Source organism: Allosphingosinicella sp. (assembly GCF_036402135.1).
Lineage (GTDB): Bacteria > Pseudomonadota > Alphaproteobacteria > Sphingomonadales > Sphingomonadaceae > Allosphingosinicella.
In genome coordinates this window covers 19,613-41,976 of sequence record NZ_DASWTN010000022.1, presented here as the reverse complement: position 1 = coordinate 41,976, position 22,364 = coordinate 19,613, and the positions used below count along the sequence as shown (strand labels likewise).

At 64.6% G+C, this 22,364-nt stretch carries 24 protein-coding genes; 14 read left to right on the top strand and 10 right to left on the bottom strand.

Annotated features, from left to right (window positions below):
• Positions 1-153 precede the first annotated feature (153 nt).
• From VGD10_RS06275 to VGD10_RS06240, 8 genes are read left to right on the top strand one after another with little or no spacing between them, the layout of a single operon-like run.
• On the top strand, positions 154-864 hold the full coding sequence (locus tag VGD10_RS06275; RefSeq protein ID WP_331039947.1) for a response regulator transcription factor: 711 nt from the start codon (positions 154-156) through the stop codon (positions 862-864).
• Positions 851-2,407 carry a sensor histidine kinase gene (locus VGD10_RS06270; protein ID WP_331039946.1) on the top strand — a complete coding sequence of 519 codons (1,557 nt, stop codon included), beginning with the start codon at positions 851-853 and terminating at the stop codon, positions 2,405-2,407. The genes VGD10_RS06275 and VGD10_RS06270 overlap by 14 nt, the downstream gene beginning before the upstream one ends.
• Complete coding sequence (locus VGD10_RS06265; RefSeq protein ID WP_331039945.1) at positions 2,404-2,844, top strand: HPr kinase/phosphatase C-terminal domain-containing protein; 441 nt, start codon at positions 2,404-2,406, stop codon at positions 2,842-2,844. Before VGD10_RS06270 ends, VGD10_RS06265 begins: the two co-directional genes overlap by 4 nt.
• Positions 2,844-3,776: an RNase adapter RapZ gene (rapZ, locus tag VGD10_RS06260; protein ID WP_331039944.1), complete on the top strand. Its 933-nt coding sequence runs from the start codon at positions 2,844-2,846 to the stop codon at positions 3,774-3,776. Before VGD10_RS06265 ends, rapZ begins: the two co-directional genes overlap by 1 nt.
• Positions 3,777-3,790: 14 nt before the next feature.
• The gene (locus tag VGD10_RS06255) at positions 3,791-4,198 is read left to right on the top strand and encodes a PTS sugar transporter subunit IIA (protein WP_331039943.1); all 408 of its coding nucleotides are present in this window, start codon (positions 3,791-3,793) and stop codon (positions 4,196-4,198) included.
• Positions 4,198-4,464: an HPr family phosphocarrier protein gene (locus tag VGD10_RS06250; protein WP_331039942.1), complete on the top strand. Its 267-nt coding sequence runs from the start codon at positions 4,198-4,200 to the stop codon at positions 4,462-4,464. Before VGD10_RS06255 ends, VGD10_RS06250 begins: the two co-directional genes overlap by 1 nt.
• 3 nt (positions 4,465-4,467) lie before the next feature.
• Positions 4,468-5,265 carry an RNA methyltransferase gene (locus VGD10_RS06245; protein WP_331039941.1) on the top strand — a complete coding sequence of 266 codons (798 nt, stop codon included), beginning with the start codon at positions 4,468-4,470 and terminating at the stop codon, positions 5,263-5,265.
• Entirely contained in the window at positions 5,253-5,696 is a 444-nt protein-coding gene (locus VGD10_RS06240; protein ID WP_331039940.1) for a hypothetical protein, read from the top strand. The genes VGD10_RS06245 and VGD10_RS06240 overlap by 13 nt, the downstream gene beginning before the upstream one ends.
• Positions 5,697-5,729: 33 nt before the next feature.
• Here VGD10_RS06240 and rmuC read toward each other — a convergent pair whose 3' ends face one another.
• From rmuC to recR, 3 genes are all read right to left on the bottom strand, one after another.
• Complete coding sequence (rmuC, locus tag VGD10_RS06235) at positions 5,730-7,109, bottom strand: DNA recombination protein RmuC (protein WP_331039939.1); 1,380 nt, start codon at positions 7,107-7,109, stop codon at positions 5,730-5,732.
• A 119-nt stretch (positions 7,110-7,228) separates the two neighbouring features.
• Positions 7,229-7,777, bottom strand: a complete 549-nt coding sequence (gene def / locus VGD10_RS06230) for a peptide deformylase (protein WP_331039938.1) — start codon at positions 7,775-7,777, stop codon at positions 7,229-7,231.
• A gap of 230 nt (positions 7,778-8,007) precedes the next feature.
• Entirely contained in the window at positions 8,008-8,604 is a 597-nt protein-coding gene (gene recR, locus VGD10_RS06225) for a recombination mediator RecR (protein ID WP_331039991.1), read from the bottom strand.
• A 40-nt stretch (positions 8,605-8,644) separates the two neighbouring features.
• On the opposite strand from recR, the gene fmt reads away from it, so the two are divergent.
• A complete protein-coding gene (gene fmt, locus VGD10_RS06220; RefSeq protein WP_331039937.1) occupies positions 8,645-9,550 on the top strand; it encodes a methionyl-tRNA formyltransferase in 906 nt (301 codons plus the stop codon).
• Positions 9,547-10,305, top strand: a complete 759-nt coding sequence (gene truA / locus VGD10_RS06215) for a tRNA pseudouridine(38-40) synthase TruA (RefSeq protein ID WP_331039936.1) — start codon at positions 9,547-9,549, stop codon at positions 10,303-10,305. The genes fmt and truA overlap by 4 nt, the downstream gene beginning before the upstream one ends.
• On the opposite strand, the gene VGD10_RS06210 is transcribed toward truA, so the two are convergent.
• Together VGD10_RS06210 and VGD10_RS06205 are read right to left on the bottom strand one after the other, a co-directional pair.
• Positions 10,295-11,527 carry a pyridoxal-dependent decarboxylase, exosortase A system-associated gene (locus VGD10_RS06210; RefSeq protein ID WP_331039935.1) on the bottom strand — a complete coding sequence of 411 codons (1,233 nt, stop codon included), beginning with the start codon at positions 11,525-11,527 and terminating at the stop codon, positions 10,295-10,297. The two genes, truA and VGD10_RS06210, sit on opposite strands and share 11 nt — an antisense overlap.
• On the bottom strand, positions 11,524-12,978 hold the full coding sequence (locus VGD10_RS06205) for an acyl-CoA ligase (AMP-forming), exosortase A system-associated (protein ID WP_331039934.1): 1,455 nt from the start codon (positions 12,976-12,978) through the stop codon (positions 11,524-11,526). Before VGD10_RS06205 ends, VGD10_RS06210 begins: the two co-directional genes overlap by 4 nt.
• 73 nt (positions 12,979-13,051) lie before the next feature.
• Here VGD10_RS06205 and VGD10_RS06200 point away from each other — a divergent pair, with 73 nt between their 5' ends.
• Positions 13,052-13,324 (top strand): acyl carrier protein, encoded by a 273-nt coding sequence (locus VGD10_RS06200; RefSeq protein ID WP_331039933.1) that lies wholly within the window; start codon positions 13,052-13,054, stop codon positions 13,322-13,324.
• Here VGD10_RS06200 and trxB read toward each other — a convergent pair.
• Positions 13,321-14,301: a thioredoxin-disulfide reductase gene (gene trxB / locus VGD10_RS06195; protein WP_331039932.1), complete on the bottom strand. Its 981-nt coding sequence runs from the start codon at positions 14,299-14,301 to the stop codon at positions 13,321-13,323. The genes VGD10_RS06200 and trxB overlap by 4 nt on opposite strands.
• 141 nt (positions 14,302-14,442) lie before the next feature.
• Between trxB and hppD the strand changes: the two genes are divergently transcribed.
• Complete coding sequence (hppD, locus tag VGD10_RS06190; protein WP_331039931.1) at positions 14,443-15,501, top strand: 4-hydroxyphenylpyruvate dioxygenase; 1,059 nt, start codon at positions 14,443-14,445, stop codon at positions 15,499-15,501.
• 54 nt (positions 15,502-15,555) lie between these two features.
• Here hppD and VGD10_RS06185 read toward each other — a convergent pair whose 3' ends face one another.
• Entirely contained in the window at positions 15,556-15,978 is a 423-nt protein-coding gene (locus VGD10_RS06185) for a hypothetical protein (RefSeq protein WP_331039930.1), read from the bottom strand.
• A 168-nt stretch (positions 15,979-16,146) separates the two neighbouring features.
• Between VGD10_RS06185 and VGD10_RS06180 the strand changes: the two genes are divergently transcribed.
• Positions 16,147-16,284, top strand: a complete 138-nt coding sequence (locus tag VGD10_RS06180; RefSeq protein WP_331039929.1) for a hypothetical protein — start codon at positions 16,147-16,149, stop codon at positions 16,282-16,284.
• Here the strand turns inward: VGD10_RS06180 and VGD10_RS06175 are convergent.
• The gene (locus VGD10_RS06175; protein WP_331039928.1) at positions 16,281-17,525 is read right to left on the bottom strand and encodes an esterase-like activity of phytase family protein; all 1,245 of its coding nucleotides are present in this window, start codon (positions 17,523-17,525) and stop codon (positions 16,281-16,283) included. The two genes, VGD10_RS06180 and VGD10_RS06175, sit on opposite strands and share 4 nt — an antisense overlap.
• A 56-nt stretch (positions 17,526-17,581) precedes the next feature.
• Positions 17,582-18,889 (bottom strand): hypothetical protein, encoded by a 1,308-nt coding sequence (locus VGD10_RS06170; protein WP_331039927.1) that lies wholly within the window; start codon positions 18,887-18,889, stop codon positions 17,582-17,584.
• Positions 18,890-19,103: 214 nt separating this feature from the next.
• Between VGD10_RS06170 and VGD10_RS06165 the strand changes: the two genes are divergently transcribed.
• A complete protein-coding gene (locus tag VGD10_RS06165; RefSeq protein ID WP_331039926.1) occupies positions 19,104-19,634 on the top strand; it encodes a DUF4402 domain-containing protein in 531 nt (176 codons plus the stop codon).
• A 26-nt stretch (positions 19,635-19,660) separates the two neighbouring features.
• On the opposite strand, the gene VGD10_RS06160 is transcribed toward VGD10_RS06165, so the two are convergent.
• Positions 19,661-22,348 carry a carboxypeptidase-like regulatory domain-containing protein gene (locus VGD10_RS06160; RefSeq protein ID WP_331039925.1) on the bottom strand — a complete coding sequence of 896 codons (2,688 nt, stop codon included), beginning with the start codon at positions 22,346-22,348 and terminating at the stop codon, positions 19,661-19,663.
• Positions 22,349-22,364 lie beyond the last annotated feature (16 nt).

Sequence of the window (22,364 nt, the reverse complement as noted above, 5' to 3'; positions counted from 1 at the left end):
CGTCATAAAGCAGCGCGCGACGAGGCGCTGCGGTCAAGTTGCCGCCCGCATAGCGAGGCGCCGCCGCTCCGTCAAAGGGTGGGCTCGGTTGCGGCCCAGCCGCGCATTGATTAAGAGCCGTTTGCGAGGGGCGGCGGAAGGTTCAGCAGTGACATGTCGATAACCATCGCGCTTGTCGACGACGACCGGAACATCCTTACCTCGGTTTCCATCGCGCTCCAGGCGGAGGGCTTCGTCACCCGCGTCTATTCGGACGGCGAGACGGCGTTGAAGGCGCTGATCGATAACCCGCCCGACCTTGCCGTGTTCGACATCAAGATGCCGCGCATGGACGGCATGGAGTTGCTCCGGCGCCTCCGCGAGAAAAGCACCATTCCGGTCATCTTTCTGACCTCGAAGGACGATGAACTGGACGAGGCGCTTGGCCTCGCCATGGGCGCGGACGATTATATCGCTAAGCCCTTCTCCCAGCGGCTGCTGATCGCCCGCATCCGTGCGGTTCTGCGGCGCGCCGAGATGCGGGCCATTCCGGAAGGTGAAGCGACGCCGGAGGAAGAGCCGGTTCAGATCGTCCGTGGGCGCCTCAGCATGGATCCGGCCCGGCACCGCGTCACCTGGGGCGGCAAGGACGTGACCCTGACCGTCACGGAATTCATGATCCTCGAGGCACTCGCGCAGCGGCCGGGGGTCGTAAAGTCGCGCAACCAGCTGATGGACGTCGCCTATCAGGACGACATCTATGTCGACGACCGGACCATCGATAGCCATATCAAGCGCCTGCGCCGCAAGTTCCGGGCGGTCGATAATAATTTCAAGGCGATTGAGACGCTCTACGGCGTTGGGTACCGCTTTGCGGAGGAATGACCGGGAGGAGCTTGCGCTCCGCTGGTCGGGACGGCTGTCGCTCACCCAGCGCATCCTTGCCGTCAACATCTTCGCCATCGCCATCCTGGCGGGCAGCCTCTTCTATCTCGACAGCTTTCGGCAGCGGGTGGTCCAGGACCGGGTCCACCAGGCGCAAATGGGGGCGCGCCTCGTGGCGCAGGCGCTTGCTGCCGCACCGAACGAGATCCACGCGCCCTTGCTCCGCAATCTCGGCCAAGGCTCGGCCACGCGGCTCCGCATCTATTCGGCGGAGGGAGAGAAGAAGCTCGACAGCTGGGACGGCGCGCCCGCGACTTACCGCCTGCGCGATCCGATCGAGGAGGAGAAGTGGGACAAAGACATTGCCCGCCTGCTCGACAATGGCTTCGATGCGATCGTGGGCGCCGAGCGGCCGCCGGATTTCGTGCCGCCTGCCGTCGACGATTTGAATGCATGGCCGGAGGCGCAGACCGCGTTGAAAGCCGGCGGGTCAACCGCGATGCTGAGGCGTGCGCCCGACGGCACGCCCTTCGTCTCGGCGGCAGCGCCGACAGTTGACGGTTCGGTGCTGCTCCTCACCTCAAACCCGCGCGAAGTGCGCCGGATGATCCGGGGCGAAAGGCTAACGCTGGGCATCATTCTGTTCGTGACGATCACCCTGTCGGTGCTGCTTTCGCTGTTCCTTGCCCGCACGATTGCCCGCCCCCTCCGGCGGCTCGCCCGTGCTGCGCAAAGGGTGAAGCTCGGCCGGGCGCGCGAAGTGGCGGTGCCGCGCCTTCCGTCGCGCCGCGACGAGATCGGCCTGCTCGCCCGCGCGCTCCATGATATGACGCAGTCGCTCCGCTACCGCATCGATGCCACCGAAGCCTTCGCAGCCGATGTGACGCACGAGCTGAAGAACCCCCTCGCCTCGCTTCGCTCCGCCGTGGACAGCCTCGACAGGGTCGAGGACCCGGCTCTTCGCAAGCAGCTGTTGGACGTGGTCCGAAGCGACGTGCACCGGCTCGACCGGCTGATCGTCGATATTGCCGAAGTGTCGCGGCTCGACGCCGAACTGTCCCGCGCCCGCTTCGACCGGGTGGATCTGGGGCGCATGGTAGAGAGCATGCTTCCCACCTGGGAAGAAAGGGCTGCAGCGCGGCAGGTGCGGCTGGCCTTCGCCCGCCCGCGCGCGGGAACTGCCGTTATGATGGGGGAGGAATCGCGCCTGGTTCGCGTGCTCGACAATATCGTCGACAATGCCATCTCCTTCTCGCGGCCCGAAGGGCTTGTCGAGATCGCCGCCACGAGCGCGGAAGGCGAAGTGATCGTCAGCGTCGAGGATGAAGGACCGGGCGTTCCGGAGGAGGTTCGGCAGGCGATCTTCAACCGTTTCCACAGCCTTCGCCCCGAAGGCGAGGATTTCGGCCGCCATTCCGGCCTTGGCCTCGCCATCGCGAAGGCAATCGTCGAAGGACATGACGGCAGGATCGCCGCCGACGACCGGCATGACGGCCGCTCCGGCGCTCGCTTCACGATCAGCTTTCCAGGCGCCCCGCAGTGAGCGGCACGCCCCTCTCCTCCGAAACGCTCCATGTGTCCTGCGTCGCGAAAGACGGTCGCGCCATTCTGATCTCCGGCCGGTCCGGCGCGGGCAAGTCGGACCTTGCGCTGCGCCTGATCGATCGGGGGGCCAAGCTAGTCAGCGACGATTATACAACTATTCGGCGTGTGGAGGGGCGGCTGCGCGCTTCCGCGCCGCCCACGATCGCGAGCAAGCTGGAAGTGCGCGGCGTCGGCATCCTGCCGTTTGAAAACGAGCCTGACGCAGCCGTATGCCTTTACGTCGATCTCGACAGAGACGTAGAGCGGCTGCCGCCCGAGCGGGAGACGATCCGCATCGCCGGTGTCGACGTGCCGTTGATCGCGGTGAGCGGGCTTGAGGCCTCGGCGCCGGTGAAGGTAGAGTTGGCGCTCCATCATCTGGGACTTGCCCCTTAGTGCCGAAAAGCCCCGACCCGAAGCGTATCCTCCTCGTCACGGGCATGTCGGGCGCGGGAAAGTCCACCGTGCTTCGGACGCTGGAAGATTCAGGCTGGGAGGTGGTCGACAACCTGCCGCTCTCGCTGGTGGAGCAATTGCTTCTGACGCCGCTTTCGACCGGAGCGACGAGCCGCAAGAAGCGTCCGCTCGCCATCGGCATCGACAGCCGCACCCGGGATTTCGATGCGCAGCGGATCGTGAAGCAGATCGAGACGCTCGCAAGCGATTATTCCTATCCAATCGAGACGCTTTACCTCGAATGCGGCGGGGCCGAGCTTCTCCGCCGCTATTCCGAGACGCGGCGTCGCCATCCGCTGGCGCCGGACCGCCCTGCGACCGATGGCATTGCCGCGGAACGCGAGCTGACCGAACCACTGAAACGGCTTGCCGACTATTTGATCGACACGACCGACAGCGACCCCAATGCGCTGCAGCAGCAGATAAGGCAGCGTTTCGGGTCGGCGGAGCAGTCGCCCAACCTCCACATCATGTCATTCGGCTTTGCCCGCGGCCTGCCCCGGAATGCCGACACCGTGTTCGACATGCGGTTCCTGAAGAACCCCCATTGGCAGGACGATCTCCGCCCCCTCACCGGCCTCGACCAGAGCGTCGGCGACTATATCGCCACCGATGAAGCCTATGAGGGCGCGGTGTCCCAGATGGAGACGCTTCTCCTCACTCTCCTTCCCCGCTACTTCTACGAGGGAAAATCCTATATTTCGGTGGCGTTCGGCTGTACGGGAGGACGGCACCGCTCAGTCCATGTGGCCGAGCGCGTCGCCGCCCGGTTGCGGAAGGAAGGCTTTTCGCCCACGGTGGAACATAGGGATTTGGGCACGCTGCCGCGCGATGAGATCGAACTCGCGCAGCGGGCGGAGATGGAAGAATAATCCAAGGTGACTGAATGATCGGTTTGGTGCTGGTGACCCACGGGCGGCTCGCGTCCGAATTCGTCACTGCCATGGAGCATGTCGTTGGGCCGCAGCAGCGGATCGAGGCGATCTGCATCGGGCCCGACGACGATATGGAAGAGCGGCGGAACGACATCGCCGCGGCCATTGCTAAGGTCGACGAGGGCAAGGGCGTCATCATCCTGACCGACCTGTTCGGCGGCACGCCTTCGAACCTCGCCATCTCGCTGATGAAGACCGAGAGCATCGAGGTGATCGCGGGGGTGAACCTCCCCATGCTGATCCGGCTGGACGGAGCGCGGAAGACGATGGACGTGAAGGCCGCCGTCGCCGCGGCGCGGGAAGCGGGCCGCAAATATATCTCCGTCGCCTCCGAAGTGCTGGGCGAGGCCGCCGCCTGATGGCGAGCCGCACGGTCGAAGTTCTCAACAAGCGCGGCCTTCATGCCCGCGCCAGCGCCAAGTTCGTCACCCTCGCCTCCGGCCAGAGCGCCGACGTGGAGGTCGAGAAGGACGGATCAAAGGTCTGCGGCACGTCAATCATGGGCCTGATGATGCTGGGTGCCGCCATGGGCGACACGATCACCATCAGCGCGACCGGCGACGGTGCCGACGAAGCCGTGGCGGCGCTTGCGGAGCTCGTCGAGACCAAGTTCGGCGAGGAATAATCCTTGCCGCGGGCGATCACCGCCTTTTCCAATCCGCTCGTCAAGGATGTCCGCGCGCTTCGGGAGAAGAAGGGCCGGCGGCGACAGGGCATGTTCATTGCCGAGGGGCTGCGCATCCTCACCGAAGCGCGGGAGGCGGGGCGGCTGCCGGCGATCCTCTTCTACGCGGCCGGAACCAGCCACCCGTTGCTCGATGCTCTGGTGGCGGAGGTCGAGGCGGCGCATGGCGACGTGATTGAGACCAATGCGGACATTCTTCATAAGCTGTCCGGCAAAGAGAACCCGCAGACGGTGCTAGGCGTGTACCGCGCCTTCGACACCAGCCTCGAAGTGATCGACAGAAGCGCCGCGCCGCTCTGGATCGTGGCGCAGGCGCTGCGGGACCCGGGAAATCTCGGCACCATCCTCCGCACCGGCGATGCGGTTGGCGCGGGCGGCCTCATCCTCGTCGACGATTGCGTTGATCCCTTCTCGGTCGAGGCGGTGCGAGCGTCGATGGGCGCGCTCTTCACGCAGCCGATCGCCATGGCGTCATGGCATGACTTCGTGCCCTGGCTACGTTCGGCTAAGGGTGAGCTGATCGGCACCAGCCTCAACACGGATCGCGACTACCAGGAGCCGCGCTACGGCAAGCCTGCCTTCCTGCTCGTCGGCAATGAGGCGCAGGGGCTGCCCGAAGCCTATGAGGCGGAGTGCGACACGCTGGTGAAGATCCCGATGCTCGGCAAGGCCGACAGCCTCAACGCTGCCGTGGCAACCGCTGTCGTGGCTTATGAGATTATCAATCAGTGGCGGCGATAAGGACGGAAGCCTGGGACATGCTGACGGGCGCGATGCAGAAGGCAGCAGCGACGATGCAGAGGTGGCCCGCCTACATCATGCTCGCCCTCGCGGCCGCCTGCGCCTACCCCGCCGTGACCAATCCGCCGCAGATGCCGGGCAGCTACCGCGCCCTCGGGCAGGAGCCTGGCTGGAACCTCGTCATCGCAGACGGCCGGATCGACTATACCGGCAATTATGGCGAGAAGCGCATCACCGTGGCCGCGCCGGAACCGCGCACCACGTTCAACGGCCATCGCTACGAAACGCCGCGCCTGATCGTCGACGTGACCCACGGCCGCTGCAACGACGTGATGAGCGGGCACGGCTATGCCGACACGGTGATGGTGATCGCCGACGGCGAAACCTATCGCGGCTGCGGTGGCGACCGGCGGCCTGACTGGGACAGCTAAGCCTTCATTGCGAAAGCGAGGGGACCAACAAAATCACTCCGCCGCTTCCGGATAGTCCTCGCCGCTGAGCTTGGTGAGTGCACGGGGTGCGGTGTCGATGACGGGCAGCGGCTCGATCTCCTTGGCGCCGCTTGAGACTTCCAGAGCCTCGAAGCGCTTGGCCTGAGTCATGACCTGGCTCTCAAGGCTGCCGACGAAGCTGTTATAGGCGCCGGTGGCAAGTTCGAGATTGCGGCCGAGCTTCACGACATGGCTGCCCATCGTGGCGAGGCGGGCGTGGAGCTCCTTGCCGAGCCGGGCGATCTCCGCGGCCTCTTCAGCGAGCTTCTCCTGCCGCCAGACGCTTGCGACGGTTCGGGCGATCGCGACGAGATTGGTCGGCGTCGCTAGCAGCACGCGGCGTTCGAAGGCCCATTCCCAGAGGCCGTCATCCTGCTCAAGCGCGGCGGTGAGGAAATGCTCGCCAGGAATGTACATGACAACATAGTCGGCGGCGTCGCCGAACTGGTCCCAGTAATTCTTGCCGCCAAGCTGCTGCGCGTGAGTGCGGATCGAGGCGGCGTGCGCCTTCAAGTGGCTGGTCTTCGCCGTCTCGTCGACCTCATCATTGGCGTCGAGGAAGGCGTTCAGCGAGCATTTGGCGTCGATGACGAGCTTGCGCCCGCCGGGAAGGCGGACGATCACATCGGGTCGAAGGCGGCCATCGTCGGTGGTGACAGAAACTTCGGACTGGAAATCGGCATAAGGGGACAGACCCGCCTGCTCGAGCACATTGCGTAGGCTTTGCTCGCCCCAGCGGCCCCGCGCCTTGGGACTTGAGCGGAGCGCATTGACGAGCCGCGCTGTTTCCTCCCGGACCTGCCCCTGCCCTGTCCGCACCTGCTCAACCGCTTCGCGAAGGCTCGCATAGCTGTCGATCCGTTCCTTCTCGACCTTCGACAGGCCTTCTTCATAGCGCTTGAGGGTGGTTTCGACCGGCTGAAGCAATGACTTCAGTTTCTCCTCATGCTTCTCGCCCGCCTGAGCGAAACGCTGGTCGGCGCGCTCCAGGAAGTTCTTCTGCGCCTCCTGGAGGAGCTTCGAGCCGACTTCGCTGAACTGGGCGGCAAGAAGGTCCTTCGCCTCCGTCAGTTCCTTCAGGCGTAGGTCGAAATTGCGTGCGTCCGCCTGAAGCGCAGACACTTGCTGCAGCGCCTCATCGCGCTCCTTTGTGACTTCGCTGAGGGTAAGGCGAAGCAGTTCGCCGGCCTTCGCGCGCTCCTCGGCCGCGGCCGCCGCCACTTCAGCCTGGCTGACGCGCGCCTGGAGCGCATCGCGTTCGCCGCGGAACGCCGCCGCCTGCCAGCTGCCAAAATACCAGCCTGTGCCAAGCCCGACCAGCAAAGCGGCAATTGCGAGCAGACCCAGTTCCATCACTTCCACCCCTCACGGAACGAAGTGAGAACTTACCTGTACTGACGACGCCACTCAAGAGGCGATCGGAACGGCCGCCGGAATTGCGGTGGATAAATAGGAGAAGCGACTGCGATGCCTTAGAGGATCGCAGCTTTTTCCTTGTCGCGCCGTGCTTTAACGACCTTCTTTACAATCATGTCTCGCTTGAGGCGTGACAGGTGATCGATGAAGAGGACGCCGTTCAGATGGTCCACTTCGTGCTGGAGACAGACTGACATGAGACCGCCGAACTCGCCTTCGCGGCGCTGGCCGTTCTCGTCGATCCAGGTGGCGCGAACGATATCAGGGCGCTCGACCTCGGCATATTGATCGGGGATCGAGAGGCAGCCCTCGTTATAGCTCTTCCGCGCGTCGGACCGGTAGACGATCTCCGGATTGATGAAGACGTGCGGGTCGCGGACGGCCTCCGCATCCTCTTCCTCGCTCTCAGGCTCCTGAAGATCGATCACGAGCAGCCGGCGCGGCACCGCGACCTGGACGGCGGCAAGGCCGATGCCGGGCGCGTCGTACATGGTATCGAGCATGTTCTTGATGAGGCCGCGAAGCTCGTCATTGACGTCCTCCACCGGCTGCGACTGCTGGCGAAGAATGGGGTCCGGGACCTCTATGATTTCCATCAGGCTCATGCGAGGCAGCTAAGTGGGGTCGGATGCGGCGTCAAGTTCCGCGGCGGATCACCCGGTAAGCTAATTCCTCTTTGGTCGGGATAGCCACCATGCCCAGACCAACAACGCAAGGAGGAGGGAAATGAACCAAAGTCCCGGGTTCATAGTGAAGGCCAATCCACGGCCGGCAGCTTCTAGTGCCCCATACGCAAGGCATATGAGTATGATCACGATCAGGACGAGGAATATCTTCACGCCACCGGCCTCCGTGCCCTGAGCGCCTGCGCCAGTGTGCCTTCATCGAGATAGTCGAGCTCGCCGCCGACTGGGAGGCCGTGGGCGAGCTGGGTGATGCGGACGGGGAAACCTTCGAGGCGCTCAGCGAGATAGTGGGCGGTGGTTTGCCCCTCGAGCGTAGCATTCATGGCGAGGACGATTTCGTCGATGCCGCCTTGTGAGACGCGGCCGATCAGGCGGTTGATGGTGAGGTCTTCGGGCCTGACGCCCTCCAGGGCCGACAGGCGGCCGCCGAGGACATGGAACTTGCCGGGGAAAAGGCGGGAGCGGTCGAGCGCCCAGAGATCAGAGACTTCTTCCACCACACAAAGCAGGCGCGGGTCGCGGCGGGCGTCGGCGCAGACGCCGCAGGGGTCGGTCGTGTCTACATTTCCGCATGTGGAGCAGACGGAAAGCCGCTCGTTCACCTTCTCAAGCGCGCGGAGGAGTGGCGTCATGGCCGCTTCGCGCTTCTTCAGGAGATGAAGCACCGCGCGGCGGGCCGAGCGGGGCCCAAGGCCGGGAAGTCGCGCCAGCGCCTGCGTCAACGCCTCGATTTCGGGAGATGCCATGGGGGTGGAGTAGCCGGGCAAATCGGTTACAGGCAATCCCATGCGCATCGCCTTCATGGGAACGCCGGAATTCGCCGTGCCGACGCTCGATGCCCTGCTAGCGGCGGGGCACGAGGTGGCGGCCGTCTATTCGCAGCCGCCGCGGCCGGCGGGGCGCGGCAAGGCATTGCGGCCCTCCCCTGTCCAGGCTCGGGCAGAGGCGGCGGGTATCGAGGTGCGGACGCCGCTCAGCCTTCGCGGTGCTGAGGAGCAGGAGGCGTTCGCGGCACTTAGTCTCGATGTGGCGGTGGTGGCGGCATATGGCCTGATCCTTCCGCAGCCGATCCTGGACGGGCCGAGACATGGCTGCCTCAACGTGCACGGTTCGATCCTGCCGCGCTGGCGGGGGGCGGCCCCGATCCAGCGAGCGATCCTGGCCGGCGACGAGAAGACGGGCATCACTATCATGGGAATGGAGCGTGGGCTCGACACCGGGCCCATGTACGCGGTGCGCGAGACGGAGATTGGCGGCAAGACTGCGGGCGAACTGACCGAGGAGCTGGCGGCGATCGGCGCGGCTTTGATGACTCATGTGCTGGACGATCTTCCAGCCTACACGCCGGTGCCGCAGCCGGAGGATGGCGTCACCTACGCAGCCAAGATCGAGAAGCACGAGGCGCGGCTGGATTTCAGCCGTAGCGCTGCGGAGGTCGAGCGCCAGGTGCGGGCCTTCAATCCAACGCCGGGAGCCTTCTTCGAGTATCAAAGCGAGCGGATCAGGGTGCTTACCGCCGAGGTGCAGGATCTCAGCGGCGCTCCGGGAAGGGCGCTCGACCACGGCCTGAGCATCGCCTGTGGCGAGGGCTCGATCGCGCCGAGCCTCGTGCAGAGGGCTGGACGCGGCGTCATGACGGCAGCCGAGCTCCTTCGGGGCTTTGCCATCCCAGCGGGCGTCAAGCTCGGATGACGCGGTTTCGGCTGACGGTGGAGTTTGATGGCCGCCCCTTCATGGGCTTGCAGCGGCAGGCGCATGGGCCGTCCGTTCAGCAGGCGATCGAGGAGGCGGTGGAGGCGATCACCGGTGAGGCGGTGACGCTCCACGCGGCTGGGCGAACCGATGCGGGCGTCCATGCGCTCGCCATGACGGCACATGTCGACATAGAGCGGCCGATCACCGCCTTCCGGCTGATCGACGGGGTGAACGCAAAGCTTCGGCCGCAGCCGGTGGCGATCCTCGACGCCTGGAAAGTGCCGGACGACTGGCATGCGCGGTTCAGCTGCGTCGGGCGGCGTTACGTGTACCGGATCGTCAACCGGCGGGCGCCGCTCGCGCTCGAAGCAGGGCGGGCATGGCGTGTGCCGGTAGTGCTGCATGCTGATGTGATGAACAAGGCGGCCCAGGTGCTGACCGGACGGCACGACTTCACCACCTTCCGCTCAGCCCATTGCCAGGCGGAGAGCCCAATCAAGACGCTCGACCGGCTGACGGTGCGGCGGATGGGCGACGTGATCGAGATCGAGGCCGCGGCGCGGAGTTTCCTCCATCATCAGGTGCGGTCGATGGTCGGGTGCCTTGAGCTGGTCGGGCGTGGCAAATGGACGGCCAAGGATCTAAAGGCGGCGCTGGAGGCGAAGGAGCGGGCGGCTTTGGGCTTCAACGCACCGGCGGACGGACTCTATTTCGTCGAAGCGCTCTACGAGGAGCCGCCGGTCAGGCGCTGAGGGCGCCGCCCACCACCATCTCCTGCGCCGGAGGATGGCCGAGGAATGTTTGTGGGCTTGCGGAAAGACCGTAAGCGCCGGCGAGGAAAACGGCGACGAGATCGCCCACGTCTGCGCGCGGAATCATGACGTCATCCGCCAAGCGGTCGAGGGGTGTGCAGAGGCAGCCGACGATGCTGGCTTCCTCCTCGGGAGGCGCGGCGAAGCGGCTGGCAATCGCTATGGGGAAGTTGCGGCGAACGACCTGGCCGAAATTGCCGGAGGCTGCGAGCTGGTGGTGCATGCCGCCGTCGGTGACGAGGAAGACCTTGCCGTGGCTCACCTTTCGGTCGACGATGCGGGTGAGGTAGACGCCCGCCTCCCCCACCAGCCAGCGACCGAGCTCGATGGCGAAGGCGGTGTCGGCAAGCAGCTTGTGCCTTTGACTCATGGCGTCATGAAGAGCGCGACCGATGCTATCGACGTCGAGCGGGGCTTCGCCCGCGACGTAGGGAATGCCGAAGCCGCCACCCAGATTTACCAGCGGCGGCGCCTCTCCCACGGCCTCGGCAAGGGCGCCTGCGAGGTCGAGCGTTGCCCGCTGGGCCTCGATAATCGCTTCGGCGCTAAGCGACTGGGAGCCGGCGAAGATGTGGAAGCCGCGCCAGTCGGCGCCCGCATCGATTATCGTGCGGACGAGTGCAGGCACGCGCTCCGCATCGACGCCGAAGGGCTTTGCGCCGCCGCCCATTCGCATGCCGGAGCCCTTAATCTCGAAGTCGGGGTTTACCCGCACCGCCAAGCGCGGTTTTCCGCCGAGCGCGAGGACGCGGGCTGCTTCGCCTTCCGATTCGAGGTTGATAGTGACGCCGGCGTCGATTGCCGCCTTCAGCTCCTCGTCGCGCTTGCCGGGACCGGCGAAGCTGATGCGGTCCGGGGACATTCCGGCCTCCAGGGCCATACGCATCTCGCCTGCGGAGGCGACGTCGAGGCCATCGACTTGTTTCGCAATATGCGTTAATAACGGCGCGTAGCTATTTGCTTTTATTGCATAATGAAGCTGAATGCCGGGGAAGAGTGTGCGGAAATGGTCAATCTGCGCATCGACCTTGCCCATATCGTAGACAAAGAGCGGCGTGCCGCCCATTTCGCGCACAAGATCGACCACATTGCGGCCGCCGATCGTGAGCACGCCGTCGGCGCTGCCGAAGCCGGCGGGGATCGGGCCCATGGGCTTTGTCATGACGTCAGCTCCTGGCGGAGGCGTTCGCGGTCGAGCTTGCCGTTGGGGGAGCGGGGCAGCTCGTCGCGGAAGATGATGGCGTGGGGCTGCATGAAATTGGGGAGCTCCCGTTTCAGGTGGTTCCGAAGATCGGCCTCACGGGCGCGGTCGCCGCGGACGATGAGGGCGATATTCTCGCCGACACGCGGGTCCGGCACGCCGAAGGCGACGGCTTCGGCCGCATAACCGCTTGCAATCGCCGCCTCCTCCACTTCCGTGGGGCTGACGCGGTTGCCGCTGGTTTTGATCATCGCGTCGGCCCGAGAGACGAAATAGAAGAGGCCCTGATCGTCCTGCCTTACCTTGTCCCCCGACCAGACGGCGCCATCCCTGAACCGCTCGGCGGTCCGCTCGGGATCGTTCCAATAGCCTTTCGCTACCAGCGGCCCCTTATGCACCAATTCCCCCTCTTCGCTCACGCTGACGTCAGCGAAGGGAATTGCCGTGCCGATCGAATCCGGGTGCGCGTCGACCAGCGCTGGGTCGAGGCTGGTCGAGCGGAACGCCTCCGTGAGGCCGTACATCAGGTGGATCTCCGCGGCCGGGAACAGCTCGCGCATGCGGCGGGTGACGGAGGGCGGCAGCTTGCCGCCGCTGTTGGTGAGCGTTCGGAGCGACAAGGCGGCGCGCGGCGGCCACACGGCCTCTATGAGCTGTACCCAGAGCGGGGGCACGCCGGCGAGGACGGTGACGTCATGACGCTCCACCGCGCGGATCACGTCGCGGGCGGAGAGATATTCGATGGGAACGACGGATGCGCCCGCCGCCCAGGAGGAGAGGAGCTGGTTCTGTCCATAGTCGAAGCTTAGGGGGAGAACGCCGAGGGTGCGGTCCTGCGGCTTCAGATGGAGGTAGTGCGCGACGCTGATCGCGCCGAGCCAGAGATTGGCATGGCTCAGCATCACGCCCTTGGGCCGACCGGTTGAGCCGGAGGTGTAGAACAGGGCCGCCAGATCGTCAGGATCGGCCGATGAGGGCGGCAGCCTGTCGCTGCCCGCGAGCATGGCGGCGCCCTCCTCTTCATCCACGTTCGCGCAGCCATCCGGCAGATCGCCCGGCTGAAACGTCGCGAGGCGGGCCGCGCCGGTAATCAGCAGCTTCGCGCCGCTGTCAGCAAGGATATGCGCCACCTGTGCGCGCTTCAGCAGTGGGTTCACCGGCACGTGGATCAGCCCTGCTCTTGCGCAGGCGAGCGGGAGCAGGCTCGTCATCCGCGTCTTCGGTAGCCAGCTTGCCACCCTTTCGCCTGCGGCAAGGCCCTTAGCGCACAGGGAGGCCGCCAGTGCTCCCACGCCGGTCTCCAGCCCGGCATAATCCAACAAGCCCTCCCGCGTCAGGAGCGCGGGCGCCGACGGGTCGCCGCGGAGCGTCAGGTGATCGAGCGGATAGGGGGTGGGATCGGGGCTCTGCACTGCGCCCCCCTCTAGCGCGGAGGCGCGGAAGCCGCTAGGCGGCGCCTGTCTCGAGCCAGTGGGGGAATGCAGGGTGGCCTATAGCGATGCAGGCGAGGTCGATGCGACGCTCCGCGCAACCCTTGTCGACGTGCTCGGCCTCGGACGCGATCAGGTGGCCGGCTTCACAGAAGCGACGCCGCTGCTCGGCGCTCTCCCGGAATTCGACTCCATGGCGGTCGCAGGGCTGCTGACTGAGCTGGAAGAGCGGCTCGGCATCCTCATAGAGGATCATGAAGTCGATGCCGATATGCTTGAAACCTATGGCAATCTTCTGACCTACGCCAGAGCCAAGGTGCTGCGTTAGGCGTTCACCGCCTGCTTGTGAGTGGTGGCTTCGAAATCGGCTTCGGCCAGGAACTTCTCGGCATCGAGCGCGGCCATGCAGCCGGTGCCGGCGGCGGTGACCGCCTGGCGGTAGATTTTGTCCATCACGTCGCCGCAGGCGAAGACGCCCGGGACTGACGTACGCGTGCTGCCGGTTTCGACCGCGATATAGCCGTCTTCGTCCAGTTCGAGATGGCCTTTGAACAGCTCCGTCGCCGGCGAATGGCCGATGGCGACGAAACCGCCTTCGACGTCGAGGTGCGAAATCTCGCCGGTGCGGGTGTCACGCAGGTCGATGCCGACCAGCCCCTCCGGTTCGCCGCCGGCGACGAACTTGTCGACGGCTTTGTTCCAGAGGATCTTGATGTTCGGATGTGCGAACAGGCGGTCCTGTAGGATCCTTTCGGCGCGAAGCGTGTCGCGGCGGTGGATCAAAGTCACGTCGTGGCTGTGATTAGTCATGTAAAGCGCTTCTTCGACCGCAGTGTTGCCGCCGCCGATTACCGCCACCTTCTTGCCGCGATAGAAGAAGCCGTCACAGGTCGCACAGGCGGAGACGCCCCTGCCCTTCAAATGCTCTTCTGACGGCAGGTTCAGCCACTTTGCCTGAGCGCCGGTCGCGATCACCAGCACGTCGCCCGAATAGACGGTACCGTCGTCGCCGATCAGGCGGAAGGGCCGCTGGGTGAGGTCCACCTCGACGATATGGTCCCACATCATCCGGGCGCCGACATGTTCGGCCTGCGCCTGCATCTGCTCCATCAGCCAAGGCCCCTGGATCACGTCTTTGAAGCCGGGATAGTTTTCGACGTCGGTGGTGGTGGTGAGCTGCCCGCCCGGCTGAATGCCCTGAACGACGATGGGCGCCATGCCTGCACGGGCGCCGTAAATGGCGGCGGAAAGGCCGGCAGGGCCCGATCCGAGGATGAGCATGCGGGTGGAATGGGTCGCGGGCATCGTGAACCTTGCTGATCTGGATTATGTCAGGCGCGAGATAAGGATTGCCCGCCCCCGAACCAAGTTCTTCCATATTTGCGGCGGCCGAGTCCCGCTGATAAGGCGAGTTATCAACATAAATCTGGCAGATGAGGGCCCTCCATGACCGCCTATGACAATCCGCTCGGCCTCAACGGTTTCGAGTTCGTGGAATTCACCGGGCCCGATCCGGAGGCGCTTGCGGGCCTGTTCAGCGCGCTCGGCTTCACCCATCTCAGCAATCACCGGCAGCGGAACGTCCGCCACTATGCCCAGGGCGACATCAACTTCCTGCTCAACATGGACGAGAAGGGCCAGGCGGCGGATTTCCGTGCGGCGCATGGTCCCTCGGCGAGCGCAATGGCGTTCCGGGTGAAGGATGCGCAGCGGGCGCTCGAGATGGCGGTGGAGCGTGGCGCGACGCCCATCGAGGGCTGCTACGGCCTTCCCGCCATCGAGGGGATCGGCGGCTCCTGCCTCTATCTGGTCGACCGCTATGGCGCCGAGACCATCTATGACAGTGACTTCGAGGCGGTGCCGGGTGCAGTGCGCGGCGACCGCTCGGCTGGGCTCCACACGCTCGACCACCTCACCCACAATGTGAACCGCGGCCGGATGAACCATTGGGCCGGCTTCTACGAGCGCATCTTCAACTTCCGCGAGATCCGATATTTCGACATTGAGGGGCAGCAGACCGCGCTTCTTTCACGCGCGATGACAGCTCCGGACGATAAGATACGCATTCCATTGAATGAATCCCAGGACGAGCATAGCCAGATCGAGGAGTTTCTGAGGGAATATAAGGGCGAAGGCATCCAGCATATCGCGCTCGCCACCGACGATATCTTTGCCACCGTCGACCAGCTTCGCGGCAACGGCATCCGCTTCCAGGACAGCCCCGACACCTATTTCGACATGATCGACGAGCGCATTCCGGGCCACGGCCATGAGGTGGCTGAAATGCGTAAGCGCCGAATCCTGATCGACGGATCGCCGGAGACCGGAGAAGGCCTGCTCCTCCAGATATTTACCGAGAATATGATCGGCCCAATCTTCTTCGAGATCATCCAGCGCAAGGGCAATCAGGGCTTCGGCGAGGGCAATTTCAAGGCGCTCTTCGAATCGATCGAGCTCGACCAGATCCGACGCGGCGTGCTGCCAGCGGTGAAGGAAAGCGCCTGAAGGATAGCGGCCCCGCGGCTCAGCCGCGGAGCTGCATCCCTGTCTTCGGTCAAATCACCACCAGCGATATTCGTTGGCGTCGATCCGGCCGTTATTGTTGCGGTCCATCCGGGCCCAGGCGGCGCCGCTCCAATATTCGTCGTTGCTGAGATAGCCGTCATTATTGGCGTCGAACGCACTCCAGTAGTTCGACCAATAATCGCGATTGTAAGCGCTGGCCGAGTAGAAGCCGCCGCCATACCAGCAATTCTGGAATTCGGTGCGGCTGATGCGGCCGTCCGCATTCGCATCCCAATAGCTGTAGGCGCCGGCGCGATAGGCATTCCATTCGCTGGCTTCGACAAAGCCGTCATTGTCGCTGTCGACCATGCCATAGGTGCCGCACGCATTGGCGGCGGTGGCCGGATCGACAACGGTCGCGCAGCCAGCAAGCGCGGCACCGCCGGCGAGAAGTAGGGGAACGATCAGCTTCTTCATCAGGAACTCTCCCTGTTCAGAGTCCCTCGGGCATCCCCCGCTCATCCGAGGGACCTGCCGCAAAAATGTCCAGCAAAACCATTTGGTTCCCGTTACAATAGCTGCGCCTGAGGAACAGCCGCACTGGGGCTTGCGTTTCATAGCTGAAACAAACGGAGGAGGTTTCCGATGGAAGAGCGTGAGCCTGTAAGGGAGCGTGAGACCGTTATTGTCGAACGGGGCAGCGGCGGCGGCGTCATCGCCGCGATCGCGCTTCTGCTTCTGGTGGCCGGCATTCTTGCCTATTTCGGCCTGCTGCCCTTCTAAGCCAGCGGCGCGTCGAACCGAAGCCGCCAGAAGCCTGTGCGACCGCCGGTGACGCCGAAATCATTGTCCGTCACCATGACGAGCTCAGAGGGCGACAGCAACGCCATGCCCTCCATATCGTCGTCGAATTCCGGATGATTGTCGCTGTTGAAGATGAGCACCTTGGCCAGGACCGGCAGCGGCATGTGCTCGCCGGCGCTCAGTTCCTCGACAGTGGGGCGGGCCTCGAGAGTGAAATGCTCCTGCGGCAGCGCGCATCCGCTGGATAGTTTCACGCGGTAGAGCTTGGTCGTCGCGGAAATGCGCTCGAGGACGAGAAGCGTGTCCTCGCCTATATGGAGGATCTCGCTGACCTTCACGTCGCACAGCTTCACGTCCTCCTTTGCCACATCGCGGCGGAAGGTCTGCGACGGATCGAGTGGGTAGAGATATTGGGCAGCGGCCTCACCCGTCTCGGCATCGAGCAGCCAGATGCGGACGTGGCGGCCATTCTCATGCCCCTTGTTGTCCGGGTGCGCGAGCGGGCTCTGGAAGGCCAGAAAGAGCCATTTCCCGTCCGCCGATAGGCTGACCGCCTCGAAGCCCCTGTTGAGCTTCCTTTTGGCCGCAAGCGCCGGCAGCACAGCCTTGACCGGACAGGCGGCATTCCGAAGCTCTACCCCTTCGGGCACCAGGCGGAGTTGCACCCTCCCCTCCGCGTCCACCTTGATCAGCGACGGCCCATATTCCTCGCCGAGCCAAAAGCCACCGTCGGGGCGTGCGGCGATTCCCTCAGTATCCGCTCCATCAGGGTCAGGCTCGAGGCGATTGCCCTCGAGGTCGAGCGCAGGCTCGCATTCGGCATGGCCGCCGGTGGGGATGGGAAGGCCGCAAATCGGCTCTGCGCCCTTTCCCGTCAGGCTGAGGGTGCGGATGAGTTCGACGCCGTCTCCCGCCACACGAAGCTCGGCAATGGCAGGGCCGAGGTCGAGGCGCGGCATGATCTTGGCGTCCTTCGGGCCGTCATAGTCCCTGCACCAGTCGAGCCCGTAAAGCTCGGCCGCGTCCTTAAGCTTGAGATTCGGCCCACGGTCGCAGACCGCCCACAAGGTGCCCGGCGGATCGCTTTGACGCCGGGTCAATCCTGAGCCGAAGCCCGCGCGCAGCTCCAGCTTGCCTTTAGGCATATCGATGGAGCCGAGATCGGGATCAGTCCAGTCGAGGCGCTGGATCTGGTAATGGGGCGGAGGCGGGTGCGGCATGAGCCGCTGAACGCCGGATCAGGTGCAAGGCTCCGTTTCAGGAGCCCGGCAGAAAGTCACGCGGCACGACTTTTCGGGAAAGCGGCGTGCACCGATGCCTCCGGCACCACGGCCTTCCGCATCGCACGTTCCACCAGGCTATCGTCCGCAGCGACGGGCGCCACGACCGCGATGCTGCCGTCCGCCTCGCGGCGCGCCACGAGCAGGACGAAATCGCCCCCCGGCGCGTCGAGGTCTAGATGCGCCAGCGGCGCTGAGGTGCGGAAGAGGTCGCGAATATCTTCATTGGCGGCAGCGGGAGCGGGGTTCCGCTCCGCCCGCTCGGCGGCAACCATCCCCTTGAGACCGCCCGGGAAGCCGGCGAGATAGGCGTCGAACGCGCCCATCGGCACGTCCTGCCGGCGACCGTAGGTCAGGGCCGCGGCGAATTCCGTAAGGCGCGCCTTGTCATATTCGATGCCGAAGACGAGCTTTACCACCGGCGTCATCGGCGCGCGGGCCTGCATTTTGACGCCCGCATCCTCGAGCATCTCGGCATAATCTTCAGGTTCGGCTTCGGCGGCGAGCGCGAAATCATATGCAAGGCCGAGCGCCTCATAGAGGGCGGCGCGGCTGCGCGCGTCGGCGGACTTCGCCACCTGGGCGCCTTCGCGGGCGACGGAAAGGCGATCGGCGAGGGCCGCATCTTCGCCCAGCTCCAGCGCCTCGACGAGCGGTTCCTCGGCGACCTCGGGCTGCGGAGCGGAGATCTCTTCGACCAACTCCTCAAGCACAAGGTCTTCGGGTTCAGCTTGCGCAGCACGCTCTGCTGCAGGCTGGTCGAGCACCAGTTCGGCGCCGGCATCCTGAGCGGCGGCCTCGCAGCCTTCCTTCCAGTTGATGACGCCGTAGAGGAAGTCGATCGAATCCCCGTCAGAGGAGAAAGGCATCAGGATGCCACGATACATGAGCGTTACGCCGTGGTCGTCCTCGAATTCGGCCTCGAAGCCGACGGGCGCCCGATTGGCAATGATCTGGAGATAATGGTCGGTGAGGCGCGACAGGAGCGAGCGGCGCGGAATGTCCTGGATATACTGGACCTTGTAGCCGATCTGCGAAGCCTCGCGGAGCTCGCTGCCGATGAAGGTGATAGCGGGGTTGTCGATCCCCATGGTGCAGTCGAGGACGAAGCTCCGCCGGCCGAAGTCCACGGCATTGAGATCGAGATCGTCGATCGAGGGAAAGTCGCGGCCGTTCAGGATCGAGACCCAGTGGTTGTAGGCCCGGATTTGCAGCCGGCGCTCGCGCGGGTCCTCGGACGCTCCCGAGAGCGCCGTATCGTCAGCCGGCACGTCCGCCGGAAATTCGCCCCACACAGCATCCATTCTTCATGCCCCCACAGCATGTGACGTCCGCGCCAAGATGCACGAACACCGTAGAAGTAGCGGGCTTTCCTTTAGCAATTCTTAATTCTGTTCTTCCGTTTCGATCGCGAGTTGACCCAAATTGGCACTGCCGAAATCGGCCGCCGCGGGATGCTTGCGTCATCGGGAGGTTCCGGCTTACTCTTTCTTAGCCATTGGGGGATAAGGCGATCCGGTGAGCAAGGTTCGTAGCTCAGGTTTGAAAGGCTGGTCATGCTGTGCGGCACTGCTGCTCGGCACGGCCTTTGCCGCGCCTGCGGCAGCCGCTCCGGTAGCGTCCGCCCAGGCGAAGGCGCAGGTGCTTCAGCCGCTGACGCTGATGAACACCAGCCCCCTCTCCTTCGGATCCTTTTCCGCGGGCGCTTCGCCCGGAACGGTGATCATCAATCCCGATACCGGAACGCGCACCGTCACCGGCGGCGTCGTCGAAATGGGCGGCGAGATTTCGGCCGCACGCTTTGCGGGAACGACCGTCGGCAACAAGGACGTTAAGGTGACGACGCCAAGGTCGAACATCACCCTCACCCGCGTCGGCGGAACCGAGACGATGACGCTGAGCGGCTTCACGATCGAAGGCGGCAGCAACCGGGTCGCGCCGGTGAATGGGCAATTCTCATTCCGGATCGGCGGCACGCTCGCGGTCAGTGCTGGCCAGCCTGACGGTGCCTATGAAGGCACCTTCGAAATCACCGCAAACTACCAGTAATTCAGAATAGCCGGCATTGGGGGCGGCTATTGCGCCGCGCCGCCTGCCATGCTTGCGCCGCGCTCGTAGATTGCGGCGACCGACCCAAGGCGGACGGAAGCCGCCCCTTCCCGTACCACGGCGACTTTCCCAAGATTGGCGTCAAGGCCGAGGGCGTCGGCGGAAAGCTTGGCGATGCGAAGCCGGTATTCGCCATAGGGCACGGCTTCGAACAGGAAGTAGCCGTCGAATTCGCTGCGGGTGACCGCCGCCACCTGGCCGCTGCGATCCACCAGTTCGATATCCACACCTTCGAGCGCGCCGCCGCCGTTCCGGATTAGCGTTCCCTCGACCTCTCCGGAGCCGACGATGGCGATATCGAGCTCGGTCGCGACGCCGGGGCGCGGCGTGACGCGGAGGATTGCTTTACGGGGCTGCAGCAGCGGATCGGCAAGCGAGGTGGAATCGACGCCGATATTGACCGGCCGATAGGGGGTGAGGTCGTCGACGATCACGACGCCATCCGCGCCGGTAAGCTTCGTTACCGGCACGCGGCCGGCGGTCAGCTGCACATTCTTCTCGGCAGGCTCGTTCGGCTGGCGGATGCCGTCATTGTTGAGGTCACGGAAGACGCGCGCAACGGCGGTGCCGCGGCTGGCAAGCTTGCTGGACGTGACGCGGATGCCGCCGCGGCGCGGGTCCGGCCCGAGGCTGAAGGCAAGATTGAGGTTGGCCGCCACGGATCCGTCGGTCGCCGCCTCGCCCGTCAGCGCCATGGCGAAGCTGTCGAAGCGCCGCACCCACCCGACACCGCCCCGGCCCCGTGACAATTTCCGGTCATAGGCAAGCTCGCCGCGCCAATCCGAGCGCTCCGATGCCGTCCATTGGCCGACGATCCCCGCGCTTTCGAAGCTCGTGTCCGGCCTCAGGCGCCATTTCGTTTCGCCCCGGACCCGGACCTCGCCGATATTGCCATTGGCGAGCAAGGCGGCTTCCAGCTTGCTTGCCGAGCCGAAGCTGCTCCGCTGCTGCCGCCAGTCGACGGCGCCAGTCAGTGACCAGCCCCGGATGTTGCTCGACAGGCGAGCGCCCGCCTCCAGCGTATCCGGGCTGTTGGTGCGCTGCACGTAGCGCGCCTCGACATGGGCAGGGATCACGCTTCGGCCGACGGTGAAGGCGCGATCGACGGCGATGCTGTGCCGCCCCCGCACCTCCCGCTCCATACGGTCTGAATAGAAGTTGCGGGCGAAGACGGACTCCCCGCTTAGATAGGTTCTGCCGAACTGAGCCAGAAGCTGGCTTCGCAAGGCGTAGCCGCCGCTGTCCTCGACGCTGCCGCTCATTTCGAGCAGCGCCGGTCCCAGCGAGCGCCGAAGCGCCATCTCGGCGAAGTTCAGCCGCTCATTGTCTATGACAAGGCTGTGGAGCTGCGCCCCGAGCGAGGTACGTGCGTCCAGCCCATGCTCCAGCCCTAAAGCGCCCCGCCATCCGCGTCGCTTTCTCTCCGGATGCGAGCTGATGTTGATAAGATCATGAAAATCCTGGCTTATACCTGCCCAGTAATAGGTTTTTCCGGCGGCAATGCTCTCCTGGCCCACCGAGACGACCTCCTGGCGTCGCCGCACCTGCCCCTGAGGGCCATAGAGCACCACCTCCAGTTGGTTCTGCCCATAGAGGAGCTGCACGTCGGCAAATTCATAGCGGCCGTCGCGCCTGTCGCGTGAGACCGCCAGCAATTGCCCGTTGCGGTAGAGCTCAGCATCCCAGCCCTCCGGCAACTCGCCGCGCAGCGTGGTGCGGTCGAAACTTTCCGGCCGATCGAGCGGCCGATTGGTGACGACGGCACCGCGCCCTGGTACGGATTGGCCCACGAGCGGGGAATCCAATCCCGCCACATCGCCTGCAGCGGCATAGGTGGCCTTGAGAGGGCCGAGCAATTTCCCTTCGTTATCAATACGATGTGACCGAACTCTAAGAGATGATGGCATACCCTTGCGATCGGATGCCAGTCGTGCGTCTAGTGACGCGTGCAAAAGCTCGCCGGACGCATACAGCTCATAGCGGCGGTCGAGGCGACCGCCGCGCTTGCTGTCCCGAAGACCGCCTACGGAAATGACTGCATCGAGCGAGGGCGGTCGCCACAATTGGTAAGGCGCGCTCTGGCTGGCGATATTGCCAGCATCCGGAGGCGGCCGGATCTTGGCTGCGCGCGCCTTACGCTCCGCAGCAAGTTCAACGGGCAGTTTACTAGGAGTTTCAATGACTAGGAGTGCATTCCTAATATCGACCCTGAGATTTATGCCCAGCCAGTTCGACAGCTCGCGCGCGGAAACGCACCAGCCATCGTTGGTATCGCGAATCGACGCGTCTGTCAGTCTGCTTTCCTTGACGCCATGACGCACCCGCCCAAGCAGGCGGTTGATCTCGATCCGATTATCTTCGCGGAACGCCCAGCCTGCCGCGACGCCGTCGCGGTAGGCTGGCTTCACCGGAACATCGAGGGTGAGGAGTGTATCGCCCAGGTCGACACAAACGCCTTCAGGGGTCTGATAGCCCCGAACCCCCTGCCCCAATATATATTGCTTCAGCCGCACCTCCAGAAGGAGCGCATCGTCGTCGTTCGGCTTCCAGGGCAGCGAACGCACTTCGGCCGCGGCCGGCAATGCAATGCCGAACACGGCCGTCAATGCCAGGGCATAGCCCAGCACATATCTGAATAGAGAAGCGAACCGCATCAGCGGTCTCCGGCGG